Genomic DNA, 16,611 nt, shown 5'->3' with positions numbered 1-16,611 from the left:
GCAAATAAAACTGAAAAAGAAGTTAATCTTACATCTCTTGGTATTTTTTCATAAACTTCTAAAAACACAGAGGAGTCAGCTATAATTAAGTCTGGCTTTTTATTTAAGATTTGTAAAATATCACTTAGTTCTTCGAGTTTTACCATAGATACAAGGGCATTTCTATCTAAAAGCTCACGAATTGCTTGGACCTGAGGAAGGATCAATCGATTTTTTGGGGCGGCAATATCTTGTGGAATTACAAGTAAAACAAGATTTTTCTCTTCAACCATTCCGTCAAAAAGTTTCTCTTCTTTATTTGGCTTAAATTTTAAAAGTTCTTCCAAGAGCTTGTCTAAACCAATTTTTTCAAAAGCAGATACTTCCACAATATTGTAGCTTGAAAAATCCTCTCTTATTTTTTTTATTTCATCTTTAGATAAGATATCAATTTTATTTATTACAATAAGAATTGGTGTATCCTTAAATTTTTTTAAAAGTTCTCTTTCAGATTTTGTATCAGTATTTGATACAACTAAGATTCCTATATCAGTTTTTGAAATAACTTCTTCAGTCCTTTTCATTCTCTTTTCTCCGAGAATGGTTTTATCAGCAATACCTGGAGTGTCCATCAATAGACAAGCTCCCAAATCTTTTATCTCCATGGACTTATAAACGGGATCTGTTGTAGTTCCCTCTTCTTTTGAGACAATAGAAATTTCACGATTTGCAAAGGCATTTATTATAGAGCTCTTTCCTGAATTTACCTTTCCAAAAAAACCAATGTGAATCCTAGATCCTGAATTAGTTTTATTTAATTCCATTAAAATCTAAAATCTCTCTTTCCAACTTTTTCCATTTCATCAATATATTCTTTCGCCTTATTTTTTACAGTTTCATCAGGAATTTTTTTCAAGTTCTTTTGCAATTAATTCATCACTTAATTCCTTTGTCTTTTCATTGCCATAATCTAACATGTATTCTTTTAAAGTCATTAATGCATTCGGTTGACAACAATTTAAAATTTGTCCTGACTTACAAAGTTGCATAAATCTGTCACCAGTTCTTCCTGCCCTATAACAAGCTGTGCAAAAACTTGGAATATAACCGAGTTCCATTAACCAGTCCACAACTTCTTCTAGAGTTCTGTTGTCAGCAACATCAAATTGAGCAGAATTATCTTCTCTCTTTTCTTCCTCAACATAACCGCCAACAGAAGTTTTTGATCCTCCAGAAATTTGGCTCACACCAAGTTCTAAAGCTTTTTCCCTAACTCTTTTAGACTCTCTTGTAGAAATAATCATTCCTGTATAAGGAACAGAAACCCTAATAAGAGCAATTAATTTTTCAAAAATATCGTCAGCTAGTTCATTTTTAAAATCACTTGGATCAATGTCATCTGCTGGTTGAATTCTTGGAACAGAAATTGTGTGTGGTCCAACCCCAAATCTTGCTTCTAAGTGTTCTGCGTGCATCAAAAGTCCAACAAGTTCATATTTATAAGTTTCAAGTCCAAATAAAACACCAATTCCAACATCATCAATGCCTGCTTCCATTGCCCTATCCATGGCTTCTGTGTGGTAGGCATAATTGTGTTTTGGTCCAGTAGGATGAAGTTCTTCGTAGGACTTTTTGTTATAAGTTTCTTGGAAAAGAATATAAGTGCCAATTTCTGCATCTTTTAACTTTTTATAATTTTCAACACTTGTGGCAGCAATATTTATATTTACTCTTCTTATTTGACCATTTTCATGCTTTATAGAATAAATTGTCTTAATAGATTCCAAGATATATTCCATAGTGTTATTAACAGGATCTTCGCCAAGTTCGATGGCAAGTCTTTTGTGTCCCATATCTTGAAGGGCTATTACTTCATTTTTTATTTCTTCTTGAGATAATTTTTTCCTTCTAATATTCTTATTTTTTGCATGATAAGGACAGTATACACAACCATTTATACAGTAATTCGAAAGATAAAGTGGTGCAAATAAAACAATTCTATTGCCATAGTGGTCTTCCTTAATTTTTTTCGCCAACTTAAAAATTTCTTCTTGATAATATTTGTCATCACTAAAAAGAAGTAAGGCAGCTTCTCTATGGCTCAAACCCTTTTCTTTTTTCGCTTTTTCTAATACTTTATCTAATAAATTTTTATTGTCCTTATTTTTTCTGCATAATCAAGGGTATCTAGAATCTCTTGATGATTTATAAATTCTTCTGCAACATTTGAATCTACTTTGTACATTTTTATTCCTTCTTCCTTACTTATAATCTCCTCTAGATTTTGAAATTTTATATCCAATCTTATTTAGCTTTTCTTCAAGTCCTTTAAAATCATCGGAATTTTGTACTTCTGTTCCAATTTTATTGTCATAAAGTTTATAATTTTTTCTAAGTTTTTCTGCACCAACATTGGGCATTAGAACATTGGCACCTGCCAAAATTCCTTTTTCTCGTCCAAAATCATCTATACTTCCCAAGGCTGTCGTCGACGGGAGGAGAAGCTTCTCATCTGCAATTCTAACAATAGATAAAATTTTTAGAACATCATCTAACTTTCCACACTCGTAATCTCTAAAGGGAGTATCTTTCTGAGCTATAAAGGGTCCAATCCCCACCATTTGAGGTTTTAATTTTAGGATAAAATTTAAATCCTCATATAAATTTTGCCTTTCTTGGAAGGGAGAACCCACCATCATTCCACAACCAGTTTGATAACCCAATTCCTTTAATTTCAAAATAGAATTTATCCTATTCTCAAAACTCATAGAATTTGGATGTAGCCTTTCATAGTGGCACTTTGAATAAGTTTCGTGACGAAGAAGATATCTGTCAGCTCCAATATTTTTTAAGACTTCAAAATCTTTAAAATTCCTCTCTCCCAAAGAAAGAGTTATTGCAATATCAGAAAATCGATTTTTAATTCAGATAAAATTTCTCTTAAATATTCTAAAGTGTAAAAATCATCTTCCCCACCCTGCATCACAATAGTTTTTATTCCCAAGTCAACAGAATGACTGACAAGTTCTAAAATCTCCTCTTTTGAGAGTCTTAATCTTTTAGCAGATTTGTTGGCATTTCTAAGACCACAATAAAAACAATTATTTTTGCAATAAGTGCTAATTTCAATTAGTCCTCTTATGTAAATCTCATTGCCAAAATTTTTTAATGCCAAATTCCTAGCAAAAGAATAAAGATTTTTTGCATCTTCCCCATTTAAATCCATTAAATAAGAAAAATCTTCAAAGGAAATCTTTTTAGTTTTATAAAATTTTTCGCATATTTCTAGTGTTTTATTCATAAAAATCCTATCTTAGTTAAAAAGTTCACAATCTATTATAATACTTACACTTAATTAATCAAGTATAAATACTTATAAAATAGATTCATTAATTATAAAAATCTACTAAATAAGTGATTACAATCAAAACTTTGATAAAATATTTCTTTTCAGAACTTAAATTCTTAAATTCATATTTTAAATTTGCATACTTATCAAAAAATCATAAGTGTACTTTTTCTATCAAACATACCAATTTTTGTAAGATGCTATTTTTATGTGGATTTTTCAATAATACATAAATATACTAAATTTATTTTTTTCACTAGCTGCATGTTCAACTATTTAAAGTCAAAAAACCACAAGCTAACTTTATAAGCTCGTGGTTCTTTACTTTAATAACTCTTTAATTATTATGCTGCCTTTAATTCTGCAAGAGTCATATATTTTGAATAAATTGTGTTTCCATTTTCATCTTTAATAGTAATTAAATGGCTTCCTTCTTTTATTCTGTCTGGAATTTTTAAATCAACTTTTGAAAAACCTGATGCATCTGTTGTTATTTTGCCAATTAGAGTTTGTCCATCAAGATAGATAAAGTATACTGTATATCCTTTGAAGTTTTTGAAAGTCAAGGTAATTTCATTCTTTGATTGAATGTTTTTTCCATCTAATGTAACCACTGGATTTAATAAAATTACATTGGATTCCTTGTCTCTATCATGATTTATTACTGTGAAGTCATCTGAATCAATTTCAACTTCTGGCTTTTCTTCTCCATTGTCAATTTCATTGTCCTTTGGATCTTCATTGTCCTTTGGATCTTCATTATCCTTTGGCTCTTCATTATCCTTTGGATCTTCTTTACTGTATGTGATTTTGCTTTCTAATTCAAATACATTGCCAAATTTATTTGTAAGAGTCATGACAAGAGAAACTTCATCCTTGTTTTTCAAAACTTTTTCAAGATTTTTAATTGCTTCTTCAAGATTATCCTTGTCAATTTCTTTTTCTTCGCCATTAACAAAAACTTTTGCATCCTTTAGCTTGTATTCGTCTGAAATTTCTTTACTTAAATCCAAGTTTTCATCTTGACTTAAATTTATATTTCCAGGAGCTTCTGTATTTACAGTCACTTCAAATTTATGTGTGTTATCTGGATAGAACGGATACTTATATTTTCCATTGTTTTCATTTGTCATTCCGTCAACTGTTCCCACTGCAAGCTCTGTAATATTGTTTGCGCCAAAGGACTTAGCAAGTTTTGATAAAAGATTTTGAACAGGTCCCATTCCATAGACCATATCAACAAGGTCTTTTGCTTCTACTTTCTTCTTATCAGTATCTTCACCGTAAACTTTTTTTGCTAGCATGCCTTGGATAGCACCACCAATGGTTTTATTATCTAAGGTATCTTTTAAATTTGCCCCAAGCATTCCTGCAATTTTTTCTTTTAAAAATTTTCCTGTCTTAGGATTAGCTTCATCTTCAAGTAAATTATTTATAAATTTAAATGTCTCACTGCCATTTCCTTCTAGTCCTTCTTTTTTGTATTCAATTTTTGAAGCTGCATCCATTAATACATCTTCTATATATCCACTTGCATATTCAAGTAAATCCCTTACCAAATCATTTTCTGGCTTAGAATATTTTGCTACAGTGGCTTTAATATATTCTGGTTGAACTTCGTCGCCCTTTAAATAAGCCTTGTAAGAATCATTAGCTATATCAGAAAGAGTTTTAACAACTGTTCCATCTTCACTTGTGTAGATTGGATATTCCATCATCTTTGCAACAAGTTTCTTTGACCAATTGTATAAATTTTCTCTTGTAACTACCTTAGCATCCACTTGGCTTAAAATTGCATCAATAGATTCTTCTAACTTTTCACCACGAATCATAAGTTTTGCTTTTGAGAAAAGTATTTTTGCATCAATTGAAATTTTATTTCCTTCTCCATATTTTTCATGGTTTTCAATAGGTTTTACAGCTACTCCTATTTTTGCCACTTTAAGATCTTTTTCGAAAGCTTCCTTTAGTACAGTATCTCCAACAATATCAATTAACTTATTTCCATAACCTTCTTCAGAAATCTCTATTCCATTTTTCTTTAATAAATCAAAGATAATTTTCTTGCTGTCAACTTTTGAAAAATTATTTGTATCTAGATAATAATTTATAAGTCCTGCAACAAGTTCCGGTGTCAATTGATTTTTGCTCGCATATTTCAAAGCATCATCAACTCTGATTTCTTTTCCTGTAGCTGGATCAGTATAGGTGAAGGAGTCGATTAAGTCTGTCTTCATATCAATTGTGTAGTCTTGTCCCTTTGAAATATTATTTTCAATTGTAATATGTCTAACTGGAAGTGGATAAGTTACCAGAGAACCTGTTTGGATGTCGTAGAACACATTTCCCTTTCCGGCATCATATTTTGCAACATCTTGTGCGTGAAGGTGTCCTGTAAATAAAAACCTAACGCCAAGGTTTGCTAAAATTTCTGATGGAGTCTTTCCATTTATTCTTTCATCTTCGTCTACAAATCTTGTGTCCCATTCCTTAATAATATAAGGGCTCAATAGTTTTTCTTGCTTGTCAAAGTGAGGTAAAAAAGCGTGATGACTCATAACTGTAACTACATCATTTCTACAATTTGCTTCATCAACTTTACTTACAAGCCATTTAATTAGTGGCAGTGTAACTCTTCCCTCTGTTTCTTGAATTTCTGTGTGATCCTTAGTTGATTCAGCTGAGTGAATAGTTGTGTCAAGTCCGATTAAGGTAAGACCATCTTTGTCTTCTCCCTTTTCATTTTTAATTCTTGCTACATAGGATTCATAACCTTGTGCATAACTTAAATTACGATTGTATTCTTTATTTACTTTTTCTAGATATTCTTTGAATAAAGGAGAGTCTTTGTATTTATCAATTACATTTTCATTTGCATAGACAAAATCCTTATAAATCTCCATAAATTCATTAGGGTCTGTCATTTTAGCTTCTTTCTTTTCACTACCATTAAAGTCAAAAGCATGTTTATTGTTTATGTCATGATTTCCTGGGACTATAAATACTTCTCTTCCTGGTTCCTTATTTTTCCATTCACTTAACACTCTTACGAATTCTTTGTGAGCTTCATATTCTCCGTCTTTTGTCAAATCTCCAGGCACAAAAATATATTTTGATCCCTTTTCGTCTATCTTTTTTAAAGCTGCTTTTAAAAGTCCCATTGATTCTGTGAAAAGTTTTCTGTCAGAATTTTTTGCAACTTCATAATCTTCATTTTCGCCGATCATATTTTCTGGAAGAATATGAGTATCTGAAATTATAGATATGTCAAATTTATTTTCTGATTCTTCTTTTTTATTTTCTTTGCTTTCTTCAGTCTTATCTTTATTTTCTTCTGTCTTTTCTTCAGTATTTTCTTTATTTTCTTCTGCCTTTGCTTCTGAATTTTTTGTTTCTTCTGGATTAGAAGTATTTTCTGTCGAATTTTTTTCGTCATCTGATTTTTTGTATCTTCTAACTCTTTTTTATCATCAGATTTGTTTTTATCATCAGATTTATCGCTTTCTCCAGATTTATTTTCATCTTCTGTTTTATTACTTTCTTCTGTCCTATCTGAAGCCTTTTCTTTTTCTTCTCCTGTTGTTGAATCTTTAGCTGTTGAATCTTTAGAATCCTCATTCTTATCAGCGCCTGCATTTTTGTCGTCAGCTGCTTCACTATTTTCTTCAGCCTTTTCATCTTTATCATAGGCTGAATTTTCTGTAGCAGGCTTACCTTCTTCTGCTGATAAAGTTTTATTGCCTTCAGCATCCTTTACAGACTCTGAATTATTATCATCAGCTACAACTTCATTATTAGCATGAGAATCTTTTGAAGACTTTTCTTTTGTGTCTTCACTAGCAGACTTGTCTTCTGAACTTTTTTCCCTTGAATAAGTACTATTTTCCTTGCTAACATCCCTTGTTCCTTCATCTTTTGTTGATGAAATTTCTGTAGAATTTCCACTTACCTCTTTACCTTCAACTTCATCTGCTGCAAATACCCTAAAAGGTAGACAGAAAACTAGAAATAGAATTATAAAAATTCTGGAAATTCTCTTAAAATTTTCTTCCATTAAAAACCTCCTAACAAATTTAAATTTTACCAAAGTTACTTTCCTACCAAAGGGAATTGTAGCATTCAAATATAAAATATAAGCTTACAAATTGTAAAAAAATAATATCTAATCTTTACTATATTATAAAAACTGTAAATAAATTTTTGAATCAACAAATCAAAAATTGTAATTACTAACTTTGTAATTTTTTGTCTTATACTATACAATATTATTTATTCATAATAGGACATATTGTAAATATGATACTTTAAAAAACAGTGAGATGATAAAAATTGAAAGCTAAATCAATATCAAATGTTGAAAAAAATTTAATGACGCAAGGTAGTATTTGGAAGACTATTGTCCTCTTTGCCCTTCCCCTCATTTTTGGAAATCTTCTCCAACAGACCTATAACACTATTGACTCCATGATTGTGGGAAATTATGTGGGAAGTCATGCCTTGGCAGCTGTAGGATCTAGCACTCCTCTTATTAATCTTCTTATATCTTTTAGTCAAGGTATAGCTGTTGGATGTGGAATCTTAGTTTCTCAGTCAATGGGAGGAGAAAATCAAAAGGAAATGAAACTTGCTGTTCACACTTCCATGGCAATCTCTATTATTCTTGGACTTTTAATTTCTATACTTGGATATGTCTTTGCTCCCTGGCTTTTAGAACAAATGGACACTCCAAAAGAAGTAATGACACAATCCATAACTTATTTAAGAATTTTTTCTTTTGGACTTATCTTTAACATAATTTACAATATGGAAGCTGGAATTTTAAATGCAGTGGGCAATTCAAAAAGGTCCCTTCTATATCTTTTTACAGCTTCCTTTACAAATGTAATCCTTGATTTTTTATTTATAAAAAGATTTTCTTTGGGAGTGGAAGGTGCAGCTATTGCAACTAATATTAGTCAAGCACTTTCAGCTATACTTGCCCTCTTATTTTTAATAAGAGTACCAGAAATTTATAAAGTTCATCTTTCAAGGATAAAAATTCACAAGGATATGGCTCTTAGAATAATAAAAGTTGGAATACCAACTGCAATACAAAACACTGTAATTTCCCTTTCAAATGTAATTATGCAATCTAGTGTAAATGTTTTTGGTCCTCTTGCTATGGCAGGTTTTGGAGCCTTTATAAAAATTGATGGTTTTAACATCTTGCCAGTAATGAGTCTTAGCATGGCTATAACAACCTTTGCTGGACAAAATTATGGTGCAGGAAAAATTGATAGGGTAAAGAAGGGAATGTGGACTACTTTAATTATGACTATTATTTACACCATAATAAGTGGAAGCTTACTTTATACTTTTGCACCAAATTTAATTGGTCTTTTCACAAAGGAGCCAAATGTAATTGAAGCTGGAGTTTTGGCAACAAAATTTTTCTGTCCTTTTTACTTTCTTCTTGCCATTATGCATTCTCTTGCAGGCACAGTAAGAGGTACAGGAAAAAACTGTTCCACCTATGATAATTCTTTTGTTGTCACTTTGCTTATTTAGAATAATTGCTGCGAAATTTGTCATTCCACATTACAACACTATCGAAAATGTTTATAGACTTTATCCTATTTCATGGGTAATTGGTGTAATTTTAATGGTTGGGTACACAATAAAGGCAGATTGGATAGAAACAAATTAAATTTTTATAATTTTATGTAAAATAAAAAACATTGGTTGATTTTAATTTTCAGCCAATGTTTTTTATTTTTATTTATTTTCTTTGAAACCTTCGTATAGATTTCCTTCTTCTTCATCAATATATTTTTGAGCATTCATAGCTGCAACAGCACCGTCACCAGCTGCATTTACAACTTGGCGAACACTTTTCTTTCTAATATCTCCTGCTGCAAAAACTCCTGGCACATTAGTCCTCATTTCTTCATCAGTTTTAATGTAACCATCTTCAGTAAGTTCCAACTTATCCTTAAACATTTCTGTCATAGGAATATAACCTATGAAAACAAAAATTCCAAAAGGATCATCTGATTTTATTGATCTGTCTTCACCTGTTTTTGTATCGTGTAAAATCATTTCATTTACAATTTTGTCGCCCTTGATTTCTTTTACAGTAGTGTTCCAGATAAAATCAATCTTGTCATTGTTAAAGGCTTTTTCTTGAAGAACTTTAGATGCTCTAAGTTCATCTCTTCTGTGGATTATATAAACTTTTTTTGCAAAATTTGTTATAAAAATTAGCCTCTTGAACAGCAGAATCGCCGCCACCAACTACATAAACAGTTTCATCTTCATAAAAGGCTGCATCACAAGTTGAACAATAACTTACTCCGCGACCCTTATATTCTTTTTCTCCAGGTGCACCAATTTCTCTAGGAGAAGCTCCTGTTGCAACTATAACTGCCTTAGCTTCATAAGATTCAACATGTCCCTTAATTTTTTTTACCTTGCCATCTAATTCCATATCTAGGACTTCGTCCATGACAATTTTTGCACCAAATTTTTTCGCTTGGTCTGCCATTTTTTTACCAAGTTCAACTCCATCTATTGTATCAATACCTGGATAGTTTTCTACTTGAGTAGTTTCAGAGATTTGCCCACCTTCGATTCCCTTTTCAATAATTAGGGTTTTCTTTTTACTTCTAGCTGCATATAGACCTGCAGTTAAACCAGCTGGACCTCCGCCAATTATAATAATATCGTACATTCTATCCCTCCATTTCTTATTATACCCAAAAATATTTTTTTGTATATAATAGATATAGGTGATTAAATGGATTTTAAAATGAATTTTTCAACAACTTATTTTTTTGTAATAAACTTACTATTATTTTCTCTTTCTTTTTATATGAACTATCTATTAAAAAAGAAGAAAAAGATTATTAAAGATATAGACTCAAACTTAAACTATTATGAAAAGTCCTATCTCTACAAGGGACCAAATTTTATTTACAACACAATTATAGCAATGATTTTAAAAGTCTATGGAGATGGACATCTTTTTATAGAAAAAAATATCTATAAAACAAAAAGAGGTGAAGAAAAAGTTGAATTTATCTTAAAAAATTTAGATTCTTCAAATCTAGATGACGGAGAAAAAAGACTTTTTAAAACTCTTTTCTCTCTTGGAGATAATCAAATCTCAACAAGACAAATGGATAAGTTAAGAAGAACAGAAGCCGACAATTACAACAAAAAATTTAACGATTTTATATATTATTTAGAAGATAAAATGATTAGAAAAAAAATTGTTCACCAAAGAAAAAAATAGCTTAAAAATCTTTATATCTTTTGTAATTTTTTCACTTTTATTTTTTGTGGGAATAATTTCAGTTTACAATGAAAAATTTTTTGGTATTGTAAGTATTGTCTTTTCTCTTTACTTTTATGCTTCTCTAATATCATCTTTTTCTAAGATGACTGAAGCTGGCAATGAAAAATTTAGAGAACTTCAAAAGAAAGAAGAAGATTTGAAATCTTACAAGGGTATGGATGAAGAAGATTTTCTGCTAGCTATAGGATTTGGACTAAAAGAAGAAATAACTTCAAATATATATGAAAATTTAGATAATAAAAAATACGAAATATTTTTTGATCCTGACTTCTACTCTAGCTTTAAGACAGCTCTAGTTGGCGATCATCTTCTAGTAAGAAATTAATTTAAATATTACAAAATAAAAAAGCTGTGATAATAATGCCTAAAATTTTCTAGACATCATTATTCACAGCTTTTTTTATAATCTTATATTAAAACTCGCAAATTATAAGTTTGCCCTTACCTTCTATTTTTATTTCTTCATTTTCAAGATAAATAGCTGAGAACTTTTCAAAATCTTTGCCTTCAACTCTTAAGTCAGAATCATAATTAAAAATTACTGCCTTTTTTTCTGCTTTAAATACAAAATTATTTATATTTAAGGCATACATTTTTGCATCAAGACCCTTTTTATAAATGAGATTAAAATCTCTAACATCTCCCGAAGATTTTGTAGAATCATCTCCATCAAAGAAAAGCACTTCAAAGGGATTTAACTTAAATTTATTTTCACCACTTTCGATATTCATAACATTGTCAATTGGTGTAATGTATCTGAAAAATCCTTTATATGGTGTGTAAACTGATTCTTTGTCATTGCAAGTCGCAGTAGAAATTCTAAAGTCAAAATTTTTTTCACCAACACTCGCATCTTCTGGATAGATGAAAACTTCTGTTGTAACTCCTGCAGACCAGTTTGAATCTTTAAATTCTTCTTTTTTAATAAATTTCATTTAGTCCTCCAATAATTCTCTTAACTTTCCAGTTACTTTATAATCAACTTTTTGAAGTTCAGAAATATTTTTTGCACCATTTAACATCATGAGCATCTTAGTTTTTTCCATAAGACCATCAATATATTTTAGGGTGTATTCATATCCACCACGAACAATATATGATAAAATTTCGCCACTAATTGCAGTCATATCAGCTCCAAGACTTATACTCTTAACTATATCCATAGAAGTTTTAATTCCACCTGATGCTATTAAATAAAGATCATCGTAAGCCAATTTTTTTGCTTCTATGATAGATAGGGCAGTGGGAATCCCCCATGAAAATAAATCTGATATATCTGCATTTGGATCTCTCAAATTTTCTATTTCAAAGAAGTTTGAACCACCGTAACCAGAAATATCTACATACTTAACTCCAATATCGTGGAGCTTTTTCACAGTCTTTTGTGACATACCAAAGCCAACTTCTTTTACTATAACTGGCACCTCAGATTTTTTAACTATATTTTCAATATTTCTTAAAATTCCACAAAAATTTCTTTCCCCCTTCAGCTTGCACAAGTTCTTGAGCTGGATTTAAATGTATTTGAATTGCATCGGCCCTTAATAGATCCACTGCAAGTTTTGCATCTTCAACACTAGAAAATCCACTTAGGTTTGAAATAACTATTCCATCCTTAATAACTTCTCTTACAATTTCAAAGGATTTTCTTGAGTCCTCATCTTCAAGAGCTATAGTTTGTGAACCAACAGCCATGGGAAGATCATATTCAACTGCCACACTGGCAAGATTTCTATTTATTTCCTCTGATAAATTTGATCCACCTGTCATGGCATTTATCATTAAGGGAAATTTTATTTTTTTATCTAAAAAATTAATGCTTGTATCAATTTCATCATAATTTATCTCTGGAATAGAGTCATTATACAAAAAGATATCAGAAAAAAGTGGGTCGCCAACATAAGTCGAGCGAAGGAAATTTTCTATATGTTCAGTCTTTCTATATTTCCTCATTACATCCTCCTTTATAACAAGTAAATAATATCATCTTTAAAAATTTTTTACAAGAAAGGAGTGTTAAAAAATGCTGGCTCCAATTTTGTCACCATCATGTCTTATGAGTCCATTCTTTATTTCAATAAATTCGCCTTCTGTAATTTTTACATTTTTTTCTCTAAAATATTTTCTATCATCATCAGTGGCAAATATTGGCATTGATTCATCTTTGTTGTAATAATATTTATAAACTTCTTCTGATGCCCTAAGATTATTCACTATAACTTCATCAATAAAGTCATACTCTGCATGTTTTAGAATTGCATCAAAATGATCTCTTAAAGAATATTCAAGAGTTTCTCCCCTTTGGGTCATGGCATTGGCAATGTAAATAACTTTCGCCTCTGTATCTCTTAGGGCTTCATTTATTCCTGCTACTAAAAAATTTGGAATAATAGATGTATAAAGTGATCCTGGCCCAATAATGACAATATCAGAAGATAAAATTGCCTTCACTGCCTCATCATTTGCCTTTGGATAATGAGGAATCATACTCATCTTCTCAATTTTTGTATTTAACCTATAACACATCTTTGGTATGTAGGACTCGCCTACTACCTTGTCCTTAGATTCAAATTCAGCAACAAGATGAGTTTCATCTAAAGTAACTGGAATAATTTTGCCTGTAACATTAAATACACTGGACATTTCCAAAAGAGCCTTGTCAAAAGATCCAAAAATATCTGTCAAGGCAGCAATCAAAATATTTCCGACATTTTGATTTTTTAAACTTCCAGAATTAAATCTATAATTCAAGAGTCTTTTCATAGTGTTATCTGTGTTTGAAAGAGCAATAAGACATCTTCTCACATCTCCTGGTGGGAGCATATTTAATTCTTCTCTTAAAATTCCACTTCCTCCACCATCATCAGACATGGAAACAACAGCAGAAATATTTTTGCTGTAATCTTTTAAACCACGCAAAATGGTGGAGATACCTGTCCCTCCTCCAAGGACTGCTATCTTTTTTTCCATAAATATTTCTCCATATCCCTGTGTGTAACATAGGTGGATTTATATTCTTCTTTTAAAAGTCTGCCAATTTCTTCAGCTATAGTTACTGATCTGTGAAATCCACCAGTACAACCAATTCCAATTGTCAAAACCCTCTTTTGTTCTGACATATAATTTGGTATCAAAAACTTCAATAAATCAATGGTCTTTTCTATAAACTCACTAGTGACGTCCCACTTGAGGACATAAGACTTCACTTCTTCAGACTTTCCATTTAAATCTTTGAGTTCCTTTATATAAAAAGGATTTGGCAAAAACCTAACATCAAAAACAAGATCGGCATCTCTTAAAATACCATTTTTAAAACCAAAACTTGAAACCTCAATGGCAAAGTTATCCTTTTCGTCGTATGAAACAAAAGCCATAAGTTGTTTTCTCAAATTTTTAGTAGACAGACCAGTGGTATCTATTACAAAATCTGCACTTTCTTTTATTCTTGAAAGAGTTTCTGCTTCAAAATTATAACCCTCAACAATAGACCTATTCATTGGATGAGGCCTTCTAAGCTCCTTGTATCTTGCAATAATAGTTTCCATATCTGCATAAAGAAATAAGAGCCTTATTTTCACATTCATTCCCTTTAACTCTTCATAAGCAGAATAAAAATCATTAAATAGCTCGCCACTTCTCATGTCAACAACAGCAGCTACCTTCTCAAAACTTTTGCTCTTTGCATCTAGAGCTATACTACAAAATTTTGGCAAGAGAGCTGGAGCAAGATTATCCATTGCATAATAACCAAGATCTTCAAAAACATCTAGAGCATAGGATTTGCCAGATCCACTCATTCCCGTAATAATTATAAGTTCCATTTAATCACCAAACAAAAGAAAATCAGTCACCAATAATTTTAACTTCTCTCTCCATATTAACACCGAATTTATCGTGAACAACCTTTTGAACAATTTCAATAGTTTCAAGAATATCTTCAGCAGTGGCATTATTTTTATTTACAACAAAACCACAGTGTTTCTCACTAATTCCTGCTCCCTTATGAGTAAATCCCCTAAGACCAGAATCATCAATTAACTTTCCAGCAAAATATCCAGTAGGTCTTTTAAAAGTAGAACCAGCAGAAGGCATATCCAAAGGTTGTTTTTCTGCCCTTCTCCTGTCAAATTCTTCATACTTTTCTCTAATCTCATCCTTATTTCCATCTTCAAGTTCAAAAGTTGCTCCAAGAACAACTAAATCTCTTTCTTGCACAAGAGAATGTCTGTAAGAAAAATTCATTTCATTGCAAGGAATTTCTATAACATCTAAATTTTCATCAAGAAGTCTAACACTTTTCACAACATTTTTTATTTCACCATCGTAAGCACCAGCATTCATGACAATGGCACCACCTAAAGATCCAGGAATTCCATGAGCAAACTCAAGACCAGTTAAAGAATTTTCCATTGCAAATTCGCTTACCTTTTTCATGCTGGCACCTGTTCTCGCATAAATTTCTCTATCAGATATTTTCTTAACATCATTCAATTTGTTTTTTAATTTAATTATGATGCCATCAAAACCTCTATCTTTTACAATAATATTTGTACAATTTCCAAGTATATAATAATTATAATTATTTTTTCTTATTTCTTTTAAAATTTCTATAAGAGCTTCTTCGTCCTTTGGCTTTATTAAAAGTTTTGCAGGCCCACCCACACAAAAGGAAGTGTGACGAGTCATGGGCTCATCATAAAAAAAATCTCCTAAATTTTCATTTATATCAAAATTCATAATACACCTCAATTAATTACTAAAACAATTATATCATTAAAGAGAGTAAATATTAACTTTAGGATTTTTCTTAATTTTATAAAAATTATTTTTAAAATTTCACAAAATTCTTCTGGAAATTTTTTCTCCAAAAGATTTTACAAATAAAAAAAAGATACCCCTAAGGGTATCTTTTTTTCAAAATTATTTATCTTATCTTCTTCCAAGTTCTGCGTCATAGATATAAAGTCCAGCCCAAGCTTCATTGATTCTTTCAAGTTTTTCAATGATTGTTCTGAAGTTATCTTCTTCTTCAACTTGTTCATCAACATACCATTGAAGAAGTGATGTTACTCTGTGGTCATTTTCTTCTACAGAAAGATCAACTAACTTGTTAATTCTCTTTGTAACTTCTTTTTCGTGTTCAAGAGCAGTTTTAAATGTTTCTGTAAAGTTTCCAAAATCTTCTTGTGGTTTTTTAATTCCTTCAAGAACTGGTTTTTCATCTATTTCAAATAAGAAGTTTCTTAATTTTTCTGCATGTTCAAATTCTTCATCTGCTTGTTTGTAAAAGAAGTGAGCAAAACCGTCCATTCCCTTTTCTTTTACATGGTGTGCCATTGATATATAAATGTATCCTGATTCAATTTCAAAATTATATTGTTCATTAAGTCCTTTTAATAATTTACTTTCCATTATAAAAACCTCCAAGTTTTTTTATTTTCTTTATAAGCTCATCGCTCTTAATTTTAAATTACCCTCTTTATTTCTTTTTAAACAATTTATTTCACAATCCCTATATTATCTATAGAAATTTTAATATTATTTTTAAATTTAAATTCAAGCTTATTTATTTCTTCTAAATTTAGATTGCTATTAGATTTTTTAAAATCCTCTATTGGAATTATGAGAGTTTGCGGCACAAACCTTTCATAATAATCATCATTTAGATAATCAATTTTATAAAGATAAGTCTTTGTAACAGGTATTATCTTTTTATAATCACTTAAATTGATTCTAGCTACATTGCCCCAAGTATCTTGCATTTCTAAATCTATATTATCTGCAATTTCTTCAAATCTCAGATTTTCTATATCAAACTGCAAAAATCTTCCGCTTGGAATTTTTTCTGTAAATCTAAGACTATAATTTGAATTTTTATTTGATTCAATAAAAACTCCACTTGTCTTAGAAGATTTTTCTCCATATTCGTGACTGTTCTCATAAATTT

13 protein-coding genes and 4 pseudogenes are annotated in these 16,611 nt (G+C 30.5%); 3 read left to right on the top strand and 14 right to left on the bottom strand.

Annotated elements, in window-relative coordinates; genetic code table 11:
* The 6 genes and pseudogenes from HGPT_RS00295 to HGPT_RS00275 form a co-directional block, all read right to left on the bottom strand.
* A partial coding sequence (locus HGPT_RS00295) for a GTP-binding protein (protein ID WP_019137904.1) occupies positions 1-803 on the bottom strand: 803 nt, incomplete at its 3' end.
* Positions 803-2,224 (bottom strand): annotated as a pseudogene (gene hydG / locus HGPT_RS00290) ([FeFe] hydrogenase H-cluster radical SAM maturase HydG). The pseudogene hydG and the gene HGPT_RS00295, both read right to left, overlap by 1 nt.
* A 16-nt stretch (positions 2,225-2,240) precedes the next feature.
* A complete protein-coding gene (hydE, locus tag HGPT_RS09375) occupies positions 2,241-2,864 on the bottom strand; it encodes a [FeFe] hydrogenase H-cluster radical SAM maturase HydE (protein WP_019137900.1) in 624 nt (207 codons plus the stop codon).
* A gap of 8 nt (positions 2,865-2,872) precedes the next feature.
* Complete coding sequence (locus tag HGPT_RS09370; protein WP_019137899.1) at positions 2,873-3,280, bottom strand: radical SAM protein; 408 nt, start codon at positions 3,278-3,280, stop codon at positions 2,873-2,875.
* A gap of 392 nt (positions 3,281-3,672) precedes the next feature.
* The gene (locus tag HGPT_RS00280; RefSeq protein ID WP_019137898.1) at positions 3,673-6,555 is read right to left on the bottom strand and encodes a metallophosphoesterase family protein; all 2,883 of its coding nucleotides are present in this window, start codon (positions 6,553-6,555) and stop codon (positions 3,673-3,675) included.
* 29 nt (positions 6,556-6,584) lie between these two features.
* Positions 6,585-7,382, bottom strand: coding sequence for a prolipoprotein diacylglyceryl transferase (locus HGPT_RS00275; RefSeq protein ID WP_020693786.1), 798 nt, complete (start codon positions 7,380-7,382; stop codon positions 6,585-6,587).
* Positions 7,383-7,657: 275 nt separating this feature from the next.
* Here HGPT_RS00275 and HGPT_RS00270 point away from each other — a divergent pair, with 275 nt between their 5' ends.
* On the top strand, positions 7,658-8,875 hold the full coding sequence (locus HGPT_RS00270) for an MATE family efflux transporter (RefSeq protein WP_245544048.1): 1,218 nt from the start codon (positions 7,658-7,660) through the stop codon (positions 8,873-8,875).
* A gap of 207 nt (positions 8,876-9,082) precedes the next feature.
* On the opposite strand, the pseudogene trxB reads toward HGPT_RS00270, so the two are convergent.
* Positions 9,083-10,037 (bottom strand): annotated as a pseudogene (gene trxB / locus HGPT_RS00265) (thioredoxin-disulfide reductase).
* Positions 10,038-10,103: 66 nt separating this feature from the next.
* Between trxB and HGPT_RS09365 the strand changes: the two are divergent.
* Together HGPT_RS09365 and HGPT_RS09360 are read left to right on the top strand one after the other, a co-directional pair.
* Positions 10,104-10,601 carry a DUF2207 domain-containing protein gene (locus tag HGPT_RS09365; RefSeq protein ID WP_019137897.1) on the top strand — a complete coding sequence of 166 codons (498 nt, stop codon included), beginning with the start codon at positions 10,104-10,106 and terminating at the stop codon, positions 10,599-10,601.
* Entirely contained in the window at positions 10,579-10,989 is a 411-nt protein-coding gene (locus HGPT_RS09360; RefSeq protein WP_019137896.1) for a hypothetical protein, read from the top strand. The genes HGPT_RS09365 and HGPT_RS09360 overlap by 23 nt, the downstream gene beginning before the upstream one ends.
* A gap of 88 nt (positions 10,990-11,077) precedes the next feature.
* Here the strand turns inward: HGPT_RS09360 and HGPT_RS00250 are convergent, their stop codons facing one another.
* From HGPT_RS00250 to HGPT_RS00220, 7 genes and pseudogenes are all read right to left on the bottom strand, one after another.
* Positions 11,078-11,599, bottom strand: a complete 522-nt coding sequence (locus HGPT_RS00250) for a HutD family protein (RefSeq protein ID WP_019137895.1) — start codon at positions 11,597-11,599, stop codon at positions 11,078-11,080.
* A pseudogene (gene fni, locus HGPT_RS00245) lies at positions 11,600-12,617 on the bottom strand (type 2 isopentenyl-diphosphate Delta-isomerase).
* Between the two features lie 63 nt (positions 12,618-12,680).
* Complete coding sequence (locus HGPT_RS00240; RefSeq protein ID WP_019137894.1) at positions 12,681-13,634, bottom strand: gluconeogenesis factor YvcK family protein; 954 nt, start codon at positions 13,632-13,634, stop codon at positions 12,681-12,683.
* Positions 13,619-14,485 (bottom strand): RNase adapter RapZ, encoded by an 867-nt coding sequence (rapZ, locus tag HGPT_RS00235; protein WP_019137893.1) that lies wholly within the window; start codon positions 14,483-14,485, stop codon positions 13,619-13,621. The genes HGPT_RS00240 and rapZ overlap by 16 nt, the downstream gene beginning before the upstream one ends.
* A 22-nt stretch (positions 14,486-14,507) precedes the next feature.
* Positions 14,508-15,401, bottom strand: a complete 894-nt coding sequence (gene murB / locus HGPT_RS00230) for a UDP-N-acetylmuramate dehydrogenase (RefSeq protein ID WP_019137892.1) — start codon at positions 15,399-15,401, stop codon at positions 14,508-14,510.
* Positions 15,402-15,593: 192 nt separating this feature from the next.
* Entirely contained in the window at positions 15,594-16,076 is a 483-nt protein-coding gene (locus HGPT_RS00225; RefSeq protein WP_019137890.1) for a ferritin, read from the bottom strand.
* A gap of 86 nt (positions 16,077-16,162) precedes the next feature.
* Positions 16,163-16,611, bottom strand: a pseudogene (locus HGPT_RS00220) (MFS transporter); the annotation flags it as partial.

It is taken from the genome of Peptoniphilus timonensis JC401 (assembly GCF_000312025.1).
In the GTDB taxonomy this organism is placed as follows: Bacteria; Bacillota; Clostridia; order Tissierellales; family Peptoniphilaceae; genus Peptoniphilus_A; species Peptoniphilus_A timonensis.
The sequence above is the reverse complement of the archived record's forward strand: the minus strand, read 5'-3'. Positions and strand labels throughout refer to the sequence as shown.